This is a genomic window from Bradyrhizobium sp. 192, assembly GCF_023100965.1.
Classification (GTDB): Bacteria; Pseudomonadota; Alphaproteobacteria; order Rhizobiales; family Xanthobacteraceae; genus Bradyrhizobium; species Bradyrhizobium symbiodeficiens.
Map to the genome: position 1 here is coordinate 5,349,104 of NZ_CP064690.1, position 15,142 is coordinate 5,364,245.

Sequence of the window (15,142 nt, forward strand, 5' to 3'; positions counted from 1 at the left end):
TTCGCGCACAAGCGAGCCATGAGCCAAGACAACAGCCCGCCCCGCACATTCAAGGGACTCCTGCGCTGGGCAACCACGCCGCCACAGGCCTGGGGCGTCTATCTCCTCGCCATCATCCTGGTGTGGCTGGTCTCGTTCTACGCCGGCATGTTGAAGCCGAAGAAGACGCCGGACGCGAGCCCGGCGACGGTGACGGCACCGAAGGGCTAGGCTGGCTTCGCCTCGCTGGTTGCGATCCATATTCCGGCGAACACCGCGACCAGCCCGACCAGAAGGCTGGTCGTAATCGGCTCGCCGATCAGCAGCGCGGCGAGCAAGGTGGCAGCGATCGGATTGACCGTCATCGTATTGGCGACGCGGGTCGGCGTCGCCCGCACCAGCGCCGTCACCCAGAGGATGAAGGCGAGCGCACCGCCGCCGACGCCCAGATAAATGCCGGCGATCCACTGCGCCGACGTGAATTGCTCGAGCGCCGCAAAGCTGCCCTTCGCCAGACCTGCCAGCACCAGCACGAGCGCGCCTGCACCCATCCCGACCGTGAGGAAACCGAGCGCGCTGGAGCGCCGCATCAGCGGCCGCGACAGCACGTTGTAGAACGCCATGCAGAACACTGCGCCGGTCATGATCAATTCGCCGCGCCAGGCGCCCGGCGGGCTCTGCGCGAGGCCCACGGCCAGCGCCGCCGCCACGCCGAGCACGGCGATGCCGACGCCGGTGATCTTGCGTGCGGTCAGACGCTCGACGCCGAGAAGCGCGCCGACCACCATGGTGTGGAGCGGCAGCGTCGCCAGCGCGAGGCTCGCGCGCGCGGCCGTCGTGTAGGACAACGCGATGTTGTAGAGGATAAAGAACAGGCCGAAGAAGCAGACGCCGAGCCCCGCCACGGCCGGCCAGTCGGACCTTTGCGGCCAGCGCACGCCGAGCAGAAGCGCACAGGGCAAGAGGCAGAGAAAGCCGATCCCCCAGCGCAGGATCGCCAGCAGGATGGGATCGGCCCCGCCGACGAGATAGCGGGTGATCGCCGCAGCTGTCCCGCCGATGCTGCTCGACAGCAGTGCGATCGCGACCCCGACCCACTCTCCCACGATCAGCTCCTGTTGCGGAGTCTTCGCAGGGCGCTAACACGTGGCTGCTGCCAGCGTCATGGCAGCAGCTTCGCTACCTATCTCAGTCATAGACCTTGGGCGACGTCTTCTGGACGTCGCTGACCTTGCTTGCGCAAAAGGAACGCGAATCCTGTTCGCGCGCCTCGCCACAGGTCACGGCGGATAGAGATCGCCCCAACCTCGCTTCTCGTCCGGAGGACTGGCTGGAGCATCGTGTACCGTTAACGGTCGCAGATCCGCAACCAATCGTGCGAGTTGCGGCGCGGCTGCGCTGGTACCGATGAGACGAAACACGATACCGCTTCGATTGCCCCCGGCGCGTACCCCCTGGAGAGCATCCGACTCGTCGCAGAACAGCGCGTAGTCGGGACCAACTCGCCGCGGGAGGGGCCCGGTTCGTGAGCGGCCCGCCGACGAATAAGGCGACTTGCGTTTTGGCGCCGAAAGAATGTGACCGCCGGCCACGTGCACACCCGCGACGGCGTCCGTACCAATCCCGTTAAGGGTGCCCAGGCGAGAAACAAGCGATCCGGTCTTGTCGAACTCCCCACCGGCATACGTGCAGCCGGCCTCGGCCGCGCGGCCCGCCTCCCATCCGGCATCGACGAAATACGAACGCTTCGCACCGGTGCGCATGTTCATGTTCGGATCGGTACGTGCCACATAGGCATGAACCTCGCTCCCCACCTCGATGCCCTCGACTTTGATCCTCCAGCTCCCATGCTCGGGCACCATGCCGGCACCGGCAACGGTGGGCTCGACCGCAATCAGCCACACCCTGCTGTCACCCCAGTCAACCGGGGCATACGCGCCGGTGTAAGGCGGAAGCGCGGGTCCAGCGGGCGGCGGAGATGGGAGGCCGGGGGGCGCAGGACCGGTAGTCGACGAGGAGCTAAGACCACTGGGCGACGTCAGCGTCACAACGACACCGCCCGTGTGGTTCATCTTCATCCAGACTTCAGCGAAGCAGAGCACGGTGTTGTCGGGAGGAAGCCGCCATGTCCACTCGACATGGTCGGCGTCTGCCACGGTTTGCCTGACGAAACGGACCTGCCCATCGCTCAGATAGTTGTTGCCGGCAGGCAGGAAAATATCAAGCTTTGGACGTCCGGAAGTACCGTCGTAGTAGATGACAAGCTCCCTCAGCTTGCCCTCAAGCGCTGCGGTGCCATCATGAGGTCCGGTGGTCGGCCCATAGCTGACATTAATCACCACGTTCTTTGTGCCGGAATCGACAAATGACATGATGTAGTCGATTGCGTCGGCGACGTAACCCTTCAGCCAGACGCCGGTCGCGTCGCGAAGGCAGCTCTCAGGAAACTGCACGAACACGATATCGGCTTCGCAAGCAGGATCGGTTCGGGGATCTTCGGGCTGCCAACTTGGCGGATCGCCGCGCGCGATGCGTGCCGAGAGCGGAATGCGTCCGGCGAGGACATCCATCACATGTGCACCATGCGAGCCCCGATGCTTGAGCGTCTTGAAACCCGCATCCGCGTAGCAGCCATCCTCGTCGATCACGTTTGCTCTCTTGTGCAACTGGATCCAGTCGTTGAGCCCGACCACGCCGGATACGGAGTCTCGAAGGAACTCGAGGCCGTAATTGAAATCGAACGGCTTCTCGCCAAAGACGTCTGCACCTGCGGGGATCGGGACTCTGTCTGCGTGCTCGTTCTGATCCCAGACACCGCGCACGCGTGTCCCGGTTGCGACACCCGCGATCCGCTTGACAAACTGAGCTGCCGCGAACGGACAGCCATCATCGATCACGCCGATGAGCAGAGACGTTGGTGGTTGTTCGCTCGAGAACCTATCGAGCCGCACGCTCTTTTGTATGGCCGTCGGCTCCGATGGAAGCGACAACTCGACCCTGAATACATTGTCGTTCCATGCCTGGAAGTTTGCCTCGACCGCCTTCTTGTAAGCCCGCATGGTCAGATATCGCGAATTCGGACTGATCCGTCCGAATTCGGCACCGAAGCAGTGAGGACTCATAGCTCTCATAAAGTCAGAAGCCAGATCGGCCCTCTTGAGCTCCACAAACAGGAATAGCTTGGACTTCTGCTCGTCGAAAAACTCGAAGTTCTTGAATTCGCTCGCGATTGCGTACCGAAGGTACGGGTCGAAGCATGTCGGTAATTCTCCGGCCATGGAATGCTCTCCACTTCCGTTTCAGGAACGTGTTTCCTACGGGAATCTCGTCGACACTTCGGAGTAGGCCTTGTCCCACAGCTCCTTCATCAGGAGGGACTGCGTGACGGTCCCGCCGGTGGTTTCCGAATAGAACTTGTTGGCATTGAGCGCCTGGTCAGCATGGAAGGGGTTGAAATCCGTGCTGGGGTTACTGTCGACGTAGCCCGCGTCGAACGTGCGCCTCCTGGTTGCCGTGCTCCCCAGACAACGCCCGACGAAGTACTCGCCAACGGCGATGCCCAACATCCGCCCTGCCATGCTATCGACCGGAAAATGGACGCCGGCCACGACCCGGTTGGTTGCGATCCGTGCCGCCTGGCGATCGAGCTGCTCGATGATCTGGGGGAATCCGGATGTCGCCTTATGCAGGCTCAATAGCCGTTTGAGCACGTAGGCTACCGCGTAGGCCTGCGTCGCATGTCCGCTCGGGAAACTTCCGTGTCCCGGCGTCGTGATCATCGGCTGCACCTCGGCGTTGTATTCGACCGGCCGCCAGCAAGCCAGCGCATGCTTGAAGCGCATTTCCACGTAAACGCAGAACTGCAGGACCATGTTGATGAGCTCGAACGTGCGCCTGGTCCTCTCGGGATGCAGATAGACGATCGAAGACCAGAAGGCATATTGTGGATCGACCTGCGCCATGATTTCCGTGGCGCGTTCGTTGCGCAGCTCGGCCCAACTCAGGACCATCGCAATCTGGTTCTTAAACGTCGACTCGCCCGGACGCCCTATCTCCGCAATCACGTATGCGGGCGACCGAACCAGGAATGAGTTGGGATCGGCGGCCGACACCTGAAAGGTGATGCCCTGCAGCATTTCCCCGACCGCCGTGAAGGCGCGCACCCACGGCTCCCAGCGATCCAGTTGGGCGGGATCGTCGATCGTTGTCGGCAAGACAGGCGCGTGAAAGTAATAGTATGGAGACGTCGAAATTTCGGGAACAACGATTGTCCCTTCGCGGGCGTGGATGAGTGCATCCACCATGATGGGATTGGCCCAGACGTCGCCGAGTGTGCCAAGGACCGCCCCTCCGGCGCCGCCTGCTCCGCCCGCACCGCCTGCTCCCCCTGCGCCACCAGCTCCGCCAGCACCACCTGCGCCGCCTGCTCCTCCCGCTCCGCCTAGTTGAGCCATTGCCTGCCTCCTTATGAAAACAAGTCGTTAGTCAGCCTGTCGTCGGTAAACCCGCGATTTCCAGGCAGCGGGCCCAGTGCCTGCCTGTTTCGAGCTGCGCATTCGGGAGGCGCCCGATGTATCGATCCACGGTCAATTGCGGCTCGAGCTCGCGCATCCTGCCCAACGCTGCGCGCGCCTCCTCAATCCGTCCCTGCGAAACGAGTGCGATGGTAAGGACCCGCCAGGTGGACGGATGCATGCGATTGAGAACGAGGGATGAGCGCGCGAGCTTTTCCGCCTCGCCGCATCGATGTGCCGAAAGGAGAGCCGTGGCTCCAAGGGACTCGAAATAATAACGCTGCGGATCGAGCGGAGAGAGCTCCATCGCACGCTGCGTTGCGGCAACGGCCGCCTCGCCTTCGCCTTTGAAGGCGTTGACGGTGCCGCGGTAGAGCCAGCCCAGCGCGTGGCTGGGGTTGGCATCGACGGCCTGCTCGCACCGCTTTCGAGCGGTGTCCAGGTCCTTCAACATGTGACAATAGACGAAGCCTTCGGTCGCAAGCGCAAGCGCATCGGAGGGGTCGCGGTCGAGCGCTGCGCGAGTGGCGCTCAATGCTTCGACGGCCTCGCGCTTGCGGTCTTCGGACCAGCCGCGCGTCATGCGCAGGATGTACCAGTTGGCGAGCCAGGCGCGTGGGGCAGCTATCCGGCCGTGGCGATTGATCAGTTCGTCCAGAGCCTTGCGCGTCTGGAGAAACTCATCCTTGTTCGACCGGTGCATCAGGCGGATGCTGCCAAGCAGCAGCGAATAGCTCTCCAGCGTCGGCAACGGCTGGGTCAGGATATGCTCGACCTCGGCATCGAAGACCGACAGATGCACTGCAGCGGCGATGCGGTGCGCCAGTTCGCTCTCCGGCTGCAGCAGGTCGCCGATATCCCCGCTCAGGCGGTCGGTCCAGACGACCTGGTTGGTTCGCGCCGCGGACAGCTCCGCTGTCACCAGTATCCGGCCCGCAGCGACCACGTAGCTGCCGCTGAGAATGTAGGTGGCACCGAGATGCGCCGACACTTCCGCGACATCGCTGACTCTGCCGCGAAATGTATTGGTCGACAGACGCGAGATCACCTTGAGGTTCGCCGATTTGGATAGGCGCCAGATCACGCTGTCCGCGATCAGGTTACCGATGTCGAGATGTTCCTCCGCGTCCTTGCGCGCGTCGAAGGGGATGACGGCGATCGTCGGCTCCATGGGAGTTCCATAGTCTCTCCGAACGGCGAGGCTCGGGTGCAGACTGGCCCGACCAACGCGGTAGGCGCGAACCGGCTTGTCAAAGTGCTTGAGGATACAATCGCCCATATCTTCGCATAACGCATCCACACCGTGCGTCAGCTCGTCGCGCGCCGCGGCGCTGCCAATCGTCTCGCCGGGATTGGCAAGGCTGGCAAGAGCTGCCGCCAATTGCTCATGGGCCGCCTCGCTGGCGATCGTTTCACCGGGACCGGCAAGGGTTGCGAGCCGGGCTGCAAGATTGATACCGGTGCCATAGATGTCGATACCGTCGCTCCACGCAGTGGAAGCGTTGATCCCTGCACGAAGCTGGAAGTGTTGATCCTCGGGACGCCCCGTGTTCTGAACAGCTATGCTCCGGTGCATGTCGGCCGCGGCATTGACAGCGTCAGGCACCGACTCGAAGCGGGCCATCAGCCCGTCTCCGAGGCTTTTCACGAGGCCGCCGCGATAACGGGGCAGAATTTGGTCGGTGGCAAATTGGACGAAGTCTGTCCACCGATGCACGGCGGATGCCTCATGCTCCCGCATCAGCCGCACGGACTCGACGAGGTCGACCAAGAGGACCACTGTGTCCTGCTGCACGAGGCCCATGCTCGTCTCTCCGAAGCACGGCCTCCGCTGCCGGGCTCTCAGGTGAATGGCCTCTCGAGGCCGATGCTATTCCACTTACCTGATGTCGACCGGGACCTTGCCCCGGCAATCGCCAATTCGGCGGATGCCCTCATAGAGCGCACGCAAATGCATACTGCGCACGCGGCCGCCCGGTTATGAACCAGATCACGATTGCCAAATGCCTGCGCCGGTTGCCTCCGCGGCGGTTATGCACAACTCAAAATAGAATAGACATCCTCTCTACACGAGAAGTCACGTTCACTCTCGCTAATGCGGACACGTCTCCACCTCGACCGTGACGTGGCTAAGCCCCTTCAGCCCGACCAGCCGCCGCTTGTACACATCCGGTTGCTTCGGCTTGTCCGACACCACCGAGAGCAGCACGGCGCAATGGCCGGGGCCGACTTGCCACAGATGCAGATCGGTGACGCGGTCGTCGCCGACCTCCATGCGTGCGCGGATCACCCGCTCCAGCTTCTCGTCGGCGCGCACGTCGAGCAGCACCGCGCCCGACGTCTTGACCAGGCCGAACGCCCAGCTCGCGATCACCGCGCTGCCGATCAGGCCGACGGCCGGATCGGCCCAGACCCATCCGGAGTACATCGCCACCACCAGAGCCGCGATCGCCAGCACCGAGGTCGCGGCATCGGCCATGACATGGACATAGGCGGCGCGAAGATTGTTGTCGTGATGATGGTGGTGATGGCCGTGATGATCGTGATCGTCACCGTCATCGTGCGCGTGACCGTGGCCATGATCATGGCCGTGATGATGGTGGTCGTGGTTGTCGCGCAGCAGCCACGCGCTGGCGAGGTTGACGCAGAGCCCGAGCACGGCCACCGCGATGGCCTCGCCGTAGACGATCGGCACCGGCGTGAACAGCCGCAGCACGCTCTCATAGGCGATCTCGACCGCGATCAGCCCGAGGATGATCGCACTGGCGAAGGCGGCGAGATCGCCGAACTTGCCGGTGCCGAAGGTGAAATGCGCATTCCCCAGGTGCCGGCGCGCGAAGCGGTAGGCAAACGCAGCAATGCCGAGCGCGGCCGCATGCGTGCCCATGTGCCAGCCGTCGGCGAGCAGCGCCATCGAGCCATACAGCGAGCCGGCGACGATCTCGCCGACCATCATGACCAGCGTCAGCACGACCACGAGCCAGGTGCGCCGCTCGTTCTCGTCGTGCTTCTCGCCGAGGAAAGCGTGGTCGTGGGTCCATTGTTCGATGGAATGGGAATGCATCAGGTCAGGCTCCGGGAACAGATTCCTCCGCCCAATATAGGCCGCGGCAGCCGATCTTTCTAACGCTCACCGCCTCCAAAACCGCCGATTGACAGGCCCGCGCGATTTAGCTGTAATGGCGCCATGGGGATTTGAGCGATCTCCCCACGAGGCGACATGCCCAAGTATCGCGTCCCGTTTCGTTTATGCGAGGACGCATCATGTCAACGTTTACGACCATATCATCTGACAAATTGACACGGTTGATCGGCACGGCGAATGCCCCTGTCCTGATCGACGTGCGCACGGACGAGGATTTTGCCGCTGACCCAAGGCTGATCCCCGGCTCCATCAAGCTCAGCCACGACACTGTCTCCGACTGGGGCTGCGAGCTGTCCGGCCGCGCCGCCATTGTCGCCTGCCTGCGCGGCGCAAAGCTCGCGCAGGGCACGGCGGCGTGGCTGCGGCAACTCGGCGTGCAGGCCGAGACGCTGGAGGGCGGCTTCGAGGGCTGGAAGGACGCCAGGCTGCCACTGATCGACGCGACAAAATTGCCGCCGCGCGATGCCAAAGGACGCACCGTCTGGGTGACGCGGGCGCGGCCGAAGGTGGACCGTATCGCCTGCCCATGGCTGATCCGCCGCTTCGTCGATCCCAACGCGGTGTTCCTGTATGTGGCGCCGTCCGAAGTGGTCGCCGTCGGCGAGCGGTTTGGCGCGGCTCCCTTCGACATCGAGAACGTATTCTGGAGTCACCGCGGCGAGCTCTGCACCTTCGACGTCATGATCGAGGAGTTCGGGATCGCGACCCCGGCCTTGCTCAGGCTCGCAACGCTGGTGCGCGGCGCCGACACCGCGCGACCGGACCTCGCGCCGGAGGCGCCCGGCCTGCTCGCGGCCTCGCTCGGGCTGTCGCGGATGTACGACGACGACATCGAACAGCTCGAGGCCGGCATGCTGCTCTACGACGCCTTCTACCGCTGGTGCCGCGACGCCACTGGTGAGACCCACAATTGGCCGACCAACAAAGTGAAGACGTGATGGATACCCGCGTCAGTCAAACGGGAGCTGATGCCGGTCACGGCATCAGCTTCAACGAGGCGTTTCGCGTCTGGCTTCGCGTCGCCTGCCTGAGCTTCGGCGGGCCCGCGGGCCAGATCGCGGTGATGCACCGCATCCTGGTCGAGGAGAAGAAGTGGATCTCCGAGGGCCGCTTCCTGCACGCGCTGAACTACTGCATGCTGCTGCCGGGACCGGAGGCGCAGCAGCTCGCGACCTATATCGGCTGGCTGATGCACCGCACCGCCGGCGGACTGATGGCCGGCGGCCTGTTCATCCTGCCCGGCATCATCGCCATCATGGGCCTGAGCACCATCTACGCCGCCTTCGGCAATGTCAGCTTCGTCGAGGCGCTGTTCTTCGGGCTGAAGGCCGCCGTGCTCGCCATCGTCGTCGAGGCCGTGGTCCGCGTCGGCAAGCGCGCGCTGAAGAACCGCGTCATGATCGCGCTGGCGGCCATCGCCTTCGTCGCGATCTTCTTCTTCGCGGTCCCCTTCCCGATCATCATCATCGCCGCCGGCCTCATCGGTTACGGCGGCGCACGCAGCGGCCGTCCGGAATTCGCGCCCGCCGGTCACGGCAATGGCGGCGGCAGCGCCGTCATCGACAGCATGCTCGGCGACGCCGTGCCCGATCATGTGCGTCCCGACACCGCGCGGACGATCCGCCTCAGTGCGTTGTGGCTGGCGCTCTGGCTGGTGCCGGTCGCCGTGTTGCTGATCGCGCTCGGCCAAGGCAACGTGTTCAGCCAGATCGCGCTGTTCTTCTCGAAAATGTCGCTGGTGACTTTCGGCGGCGCCTATGCCGTGCTGGCCTATGTCGCCCAGCAGGCGGTCGAGCATTATCACTGGCTGAAGCCGCACGAGATGCTGGACGGCCTCGGCATGGCCGAGACCACGCCGGGCCCGCTGATCATGGTGCTGCAATTCGTGGGCTTCATGGCCGCGTTCCGCGATCCCGGCGGCCTGTCGCCGATGCTCGCGGCCACGCTCGGCGGACTGCTCGCCACCTGGGTCACCTTCACGCCCTGCTTCCTCTGGATCTTCGTCGGTGCGCCCTATATCGAGCGCCTGCGCGGCAACGCGGGTTTGGCCGGCGCGCTCAGCGCAATCACCGCCGCCGTCGTCGGCGTCATCCTCAACCTGTCGATCTGGTTCGCCCTGCACACGCTGTTCCGCGAGACCGTGCCGGTGCACGCGTTTCCGCTGGACTTCGACAGGCCGGTGCTGACGAGCGTCGATATCCCGGCGATGCTGCTGGCGATCGCGGCGGCCACTGCGATCTTCCGGTTCAAGCTGGGGATGCTGACGGTGCTCGCGGGGAGCTGCGCGGCAGGCGTGGCGCTCCGGCTGGCGGGATGGATCTAAAGCAAGATCCGCAAAAGCGCAGTCGAGGCGACGTCGACGTTGCCTATGCCGATCGGCAAATCATCGAGACCGGCAGCGCCAGTTCAGGCGGCTGCAACAACCGAGCTCAGCGGCACATCCAGCGAATAGACGAAGCCGCTTGGTTCGTAGGCAAGGCCCACCTGACCTGCCAATTGCTGTCCGAGAGACCCCATCATCCGGGTGCCGAAGCTCCGCCGCACCGGCGGCTCGACCGTGGGACCTCCCCTTTCCGTCCACACAAGGCGAAGTCTCTGCTTCGCGTCGTCGACTCCCCACGCCACTTCTACGCGGCCTGTGGGGACCGACAGCGCTCCGAATTTGGTCGTGTTCGTGCACAGCTCGTTCATCGTCATCGCAAGCGCGATGACAGCTACGGAGCTGATCTTGATATCTGGTCCATTGAAATGAAAACGTCGGTCGCCATGGCTGTCATAAGGTTCCGTCGCGCTGCTCAGCGTGTGAGTAAGGCTTGCATCCGCCCAACTGACTTGCAGCAGCAGATCGTGGGCTCGCCCCAATGCGAGCAGCCTTCCCTCCATGGCCTTCTGTCCGTGCTCGATACTCAGCGCTCCGCGGAAGCTTTGGGACGCGATGGCACTGACCATGGCAAGCGTATTCTTGACGCGGTGATGAAGCTCGCCCAGGATCAACTTCTGCAGTTTGTCGGCCGCGGTTCGCTGCTCGGCGTCGATTCCGGCTTGGATGATGAGTGCCCTGGCGTCTATCTCGGCTTGTTCGAGCAGCAGGCGGAGACTGTCGTTCTCGGCCGACAGAACAGTCTCGTGTGTTGATCGGGATGAAGGATCGGCCATTTGCGTCGGGTGAGTCGCCTCACCGGTCATCCAATCGGCTGCAGTCGGAATGATCTGCAGCGCACCTGCACCGATCATCCCCTGCAACTCGGTGATCATTTGCTCGACACCAAGCGGTTTGCCGAAGAAGCGGCTGTTGGCTGGCCTCTCTTCCTCGGACGGCTTCACTTGACCGGAAACCAGTATGATCTTGATCGATGGCCAGCGTTCGCACACCGCATGGGCGAGTTTCAGGCCGTCGATGCTGCCAGGCATTTGAATGTCGGTGAGAAGCAACGAAATATCCGAGCGGGATTCGAGGACCGAGATTGCCTCGTCGGCATTGACGGCCTCGACGGGGCAAAAACCGGCGTCCTCCACGATATCGACAGCACGCATGCGCAGGATCATCTCGTCTTCCACGATCAGAACGTTCGGCACCTGAGTAGGATTTGTAGACATGGCAATATCTCCCTATTTCACGGCGACCGATGCGGTCCTGCCAACGGAGAGCCAGACTCTTCCGATTTCCCGCCAACCACTGGCAGCAACCACTTGCCGTTGCTCCACTTTGGAAATGACAGCGGCCCAGTCCGAAGCGCACGAGCGCATCTCGACACGATCACCGTTGTCCTGACGGGCTAGAAGCAGGAAGCGCACTCTCGCTTTGCGGCAAGTGCTGGAAAGAGACTATCGACGGGCAGTTACCAGGCGAGCTTCCTGGAGCCTCGCTCCAGAGCCGGCATGTCGCAAGCAGGAAGTGGCAAAGTCCGGCCAGACCTGGGTCGAGCAATTCGAATCAACGACCCGCAGATCAAGCCGGTCGCCTTTGGCCAGCGCCGCGACTTCATCCGCTTGCACTTTAGGTGCAAACCCCGGCAAAGCGATCACTGAAGCTCCGAGGAGGATAAAGATCGTGAGGGACAGAAGGGATTTGATCATTAGAGACTGCTGACTTTTTGGTCTTCGATCCTCGACGTCCGGGGATCTGCAGAACAACAATCAAAACGAGAGATCGTTCCATATTTTCACTTATTCGTTGAATTCGTGCTGCTTTGCGCTTTGCGTCATAAGCGGCGCAGGATGCAGCTTCAAAGCGCGAGACTGTTCTTACTCATTCGCAAAGCAACAACCACACCCTCGTCTGACCAGTCGAAGGCTATTGTGCCGCCGAGATCCCAAAGCTCATATGCCGCCTCATCCATCGTGATCGCGTCAGTATCGACGTTCCAGGACCACAACGCGACGCCGGCGGCGCGCGGCGCGGCTCGCAGGTGCTTTTCGTTCCATACGGGCATAGTCACGTCGCCAGGAGACATCAGGCTCAGGTCTCCCGTTAGTTCAGCCAACCACTTTCGCCGAGCACATCGACGGGACGTCTGCACCGACCAGGCAGACCAGACATGCTCAGCGCTCCATCGCGGTCGGCCTCGGAGCAAAAGGTGGCGGGGACGGCCCACATGACACCGAGCCAAGCGAGCTTCGGCTACGGCCACAGCGAGTATTGGACGAAAACGCCGTCACGTAAGGCTGCGTTCTCATCGAACGGTAGGCTTCAGGTTGTGGCGGACCCACGAGGGCGCAGCCCTTGCTGGATATGCAAGGCGTTCTCATTCAGTTGCGCGGCCTTTAACAAAGCTTCCCGCTCGGGGCCAGGAGGCGCTGTCTCTGCACGGCTGCGAGCGACACTCGCCATTTGAATGAGGCGCTCCGTCAGGGAAGTGGTTGGCTTGAGCATGAATGGCTCCGCGTACTTGGCGGGAGGATGGGGCTCTCAGTCACCGATAGGCGCCATGATGGGCCGGTGATGAAATCCACTAGGCGCCTATTCGCCCAAAATAGATACAGAATTCAGCAGACCAGGTCGCACGGGCGAGGTTAACTTCAAGGCATTTCCCTGCGCTTGCTGATCCGAGCGCCGATGGCCGAACACCACGAAAACTGCGCGGTTGCCTTGAACCGGAGCACTTAGTGACGGCTTGGAGCGCCGTCGGCATAGCGGCTCATGTCCAGATCGACGCAAAAGTGGGCGATCCAAGCCAGTGCGGCCCTGCGTTCGGGTGACCAGCGACAGCGGACATCACGCGGCTGCGATCTTCGGCTCAGTTCCGTCAGCGGAACTTATCGATGCCTCCAGACAAGGGAATGCTCCCGTCGGGCAAAGCACCCGCCGCGCGCGGGATGACTGCTTGTCAAGCCCTGGCTCATAAAATATTCTACTTTACCGAAATTCGGTTTTGTCGTACACACGAAACACCCTGGCCCGAGACGAGGGGCGGATCGCGATCGTCACGAACCGCGGGCTGGGCAGCGATGGACGCGACGGCGTCGGCCGCAACAGGCATTGCAGGGCGGCTTCGGCCGTGAGCAACTGCCTTTGCGCATACGACACGGCGCCGACAGCGTCTTTGCATGGCTTCGGGGGCGAGCACACGCCACCCCCCGGATTCCCAGCGAGGACGTGCGCGGACGGAGAAGTCGTGTGGTCCCGACGCCCGGGGTTCTGGCGCCAAGTCTTGCGGTGATGTAGCGGCCCGACCGGGCGCACGCATCAGCATTCCCGCAAGGCGACGGGGGCAATAGTGCAACGCTCCCCGAGGAGAGCACGAAGGACATCGTTAAAACCATTCGCGCAGGGAAGGCCGGGCGACCGGCGACACCTGTGATCCACCCCGTGTGCATTTCTATCGCGCACGGATCTCGGGTGCCAGCCGGCGCCCGGCCTTCCCTGCGCCCTCGTCCTTTCGAGGGTGCGCCCTGAAGCAAAACTCGGGCGACACGCGCCGCGAGAAGGCAAACTCTCGCCTGCTGTTTGAAAGGTGGCTACTTCATCATCATCCGCGCGATCGCCTCCCCGATCACCACCGTGGTGAAATGCGTGTTGGCCCGACAATCCGACGGCATGATCGAAGCGTCGGCGACACGCAAGCCGGAGATGCCCTTCACCGTACCGTCCGGATTGACCACTCCGTCGGCATCGCCAACGCTGGTCATGCGGCAGCTGCCGGCGGCGTGCTGAATGTCGCCGGTCTCTCGGCGCAGCACCGCATCGAGCTCGTGATCCGGCAGCGCGGCTGCCTGCGGCAAGGTCAGATCGGTGTCGGCAAGCCTGATCCAGTCGGCAATGCCCGAGAGCGCCGGCTGGGATGTGATCACGGCGAGCCGCCTCACCGCATCGATCATGCGCAGCATGTCGCGCGGATCGGCCAGCATGTTCTCCTCGACAACAGGATCGATCGTGGGGTCTGCCGAGGCGAGCTTGAGCGTGCCTCGCGAATAGGCGTTGAACAAGCCCGCGCCGATCGCGCCCGGCACGCCGATGCCGCGATGGTTGAAAGCGATCAGGATCATGTCGCGCTTGCCGCCGTCCGCAAGGCCCGAGGAATAGGTCACGCAGCAATTGGTGTGGCGGGTGTCCGGATCGGTCGGCCGCAGATTTTCGCGGAGCTGGATCGTGGCGCGAAACAGCGGATGGTCGAAATAGTGGCGGCCGACCGGCAGGTCGCGCGCGACGCTAATTCCCATTGCCTTCAATTCCTCCGCCGGACCGATGCCCGAGCGCAGCAGGATCGCCGGGCTGTGGATGGCGCCGGCGCAGAGCACGATCTGGCGCGCGCTGATCTCCTGGGTGCCCTGCCCTTCGACATGAACACGGACGCCAGTTGCCCGGCCGTCGCTTATCAGGACACGATCGACCAGCGCATGGCCCCGGATCTCCAGATTGGCGCGCCCGCGCGCGGGCTCCAGATAACCCTCATTGGTGCTGATACGGCGCAAGTCGCGGCTGTTGGTGGGATAGCAGGCGACGCCCTCGCCGTCGGGGCCGTTGAGATCGGCGCACCAGGGATAGCCGCTCGCCAGCGCCGCATCGCGCAAGCCGCGATCGATCGGGCCCCACGTCTCCGGCGGCGCGCGATAGACCGGCAGTGGCCCGCCGCGGCCATGGCCCTCGGCGTCGCCGAACTCAAAATCGTTCTCGATCACCGAGAACAGGGGCATCACGTCCTTCGCCGACCAACCGGTGCAGCCATTGGCCGCCCATTCGTCGAACGCGTCGGCAACGCCGCGGATGGCGATCTGACCGTTCATCATCGAGCTTCCGCCGAGCCCCTTGCCGCGCCAGTAGAAGCGCGGCTCCTGCCCGGCCACCCGGCGCGACAAGAGATCGGGCCACTGCCATTTCTCCTGGTACTCGCGCTTGTGGATGATCGGGATCGGATTCGGCGTCCTGACCTCCCACGGCGCTTCATCGGCGCGCCAGTCGAGACCTGCTTCGAGCAGTAGGACACGTCGTGCAGGATCCTCGGAGAGCCGTGCCGCAACAGCGGCGCCGGCAGAGCCGCCGCCGACAACAATGACATCGTACATC

At 63.3% G+C, this 15,142-nt stretch carries 12 protein-coding genes; 3 read left to right on the forward strand and 9 right to left on the reverse strand.

Annotation, left to right across the window (positions count from 1 at the left end):
* Positions 1-18 precede the first annotated feature (18 nt).
* The gene (locus IVB24_RS24760; RefSeq protein ID WP_094977579.1) at positions 19-210 is read left to right on the forward strand and encodes a hypothetical protein; all 192 of its coding nucleotides are present in this window, start codon (positions 19-21) and stop codon (positions 208-210) included.
* On the opposite strand, the gene IVB24_RS24765 is transcribed toward IVB24_RS24760, so the two are convergent.
* From IVB24_RS24765 to dmeF, 5 genes are all read right to left on the reverse strand, one after another.
* A complete protein-coding gene (locus IVB24_RS24765) occupies positions 207-1,085 on the reverse strand; it encodes a DMT family transporter (protein WP_247769353.1) in 879 nt (292 codons plus the stop codon). The genes IVB24_RS24760 and IVB24_RS24765 overlap by 4 nt on opposite strands.
* A gap of 174 nt (positions 1,086-1,259) precedes the next feature.
* On the reverse strand, positions 1,260-3,257 hold the full coding sequence (locus IVB24_RS24770; protein ID WP_247769354.1) for a hypothetical protein: 1,998 nt from the start codon (positions 3,255-3,257) through the stop codon (positions 1,260-1,262).
* A 36-nt stretch (positions 3,258-3,293) separates the two neighbouring features.
* Positions 3,294-4,283, reverse strand: a complete 990-nt coding sequence (locus tag IVB24_RS24775) for a phosphatase PAP2 family protein (protein ID WP_247769357.1) — start codon at positions 4,281-4,283, stop codon at positions 3,294-3,296.
* Between the two features lie 181 nt (positions 4,284-4,464).
* Positions 4,465-6,297 carry an adenylate/guanylate cyclase domain-containing protein gene (locus IVB24_RS24780; protein WP_247769358.1) on the reverse strand — a complete coding sequence of 611 codons (1,833 nt, stop codon included), beginning with the start codon at positions 6,295-6,297 and terminating at the stop codon, positions 4,465-4,467.
* A gap of 288 nt (positions 6,298-6,585) precedes the next feature.
* Complete coding sequence (gene dmeF, locus IVB24_RS24785) at positions 6,586-7,557, reverse strand: CDF family Co(II)/Ni(II) efflux transporter DmeF (RefSeq protein WP_247769362.1); 972 nt, start codon at positions 7,555-7,557, stop codon at positions 6,586-6,588.
* Positions 7,558-7,757: 200 nt separating this feature from the next.
* On the opposite strand from dmeF, the gene IVB24_RS24790 reads away from it, so the two are divergent.
* Both IVB24_RS24790 and chrA read left to right on the forward strand, forming a co-directional pair.
* Complete coding sequence (locus IVB24_RS24790) at positions 7,758-8,576, forward strand: chromate resistance protein ChrB domain-containing protein (protein ID WP_247769365.1); 819 nt, start codon at positions 7,758-7,760, stop codon at positions 8,574-8,576.
* Entirely contained in the window at positions 8,576-9,961 is a 1,386-nt protein-coding gene (chrA, locus tag IVB24_RS24795) for a chromate efflux transporter (RefSeq protein WP_247774166.1), read from the forward strand. The genes IVB24_RS24790 and chrA overlap by 1 nt, the downstream gene beginning before the upstream one ends.
* A gap of 83 nt (positions 9,962-10,044) precedes the next feature.
* On the opposite strand, the gene IVB24_RS24800 is transcribed toward chrA, so the two are convergent.
* The 4 genes from IVB24_RS24800 to IVB24_RS24815 all read right to left on the reverse strand — a co-directional run bounded on the left by IVB24_RS24800 (position 10,045) and on the right by IVB24_RS24815 (position 15,141).
* Positions 10,045-11,235 (reverse strand): HWE histidine kinase domain-containing protein, encoded by a 1,191-nt coding sequence (locus IVB24_RS24800; protein ID WP_247769366.1) that lies wholly within the window; start codon positions 11,233-11,235, stop codon positions 10,045-10,047.
* 228 nt (positions 11,236-11,463) lie between these two features.
* Entirely contained in the window at positions 11,464-11,715 is a 252-nt protein-coding gene (locus tag IVB24_RS24805) for a hypothetical protein (RefSeq protein WP_140480038.1), read from the reverse strand.
* A gap of 149 nt (positions 11,716-11,864) precedes the next feature.
* Entirely contained in the window at positions 11,865-12,092 is a 228-nt protein-coding gene (locus IVB24_RS24810) for a hypothetical protein (RefSeq protein ID WP_247769368.1), read from the reverse strand.
* 1,504 nt (positions 12,093-13,596) lie between these two features.
* Positions 13,597-15,141 (reverse strand): GMC family oxidoreductase N-terminal domain-containing protein, encoded by a 1,545-nt coding sequence (locus IVB24_RS24815; RefSeq protein ID WP_247769369.1) that lies wholly within the window; start codon positions 15,139-15,141, stop codon positions 13,597-13,599.
* Position 15,142: the final 1 nt, after the last annotated feature.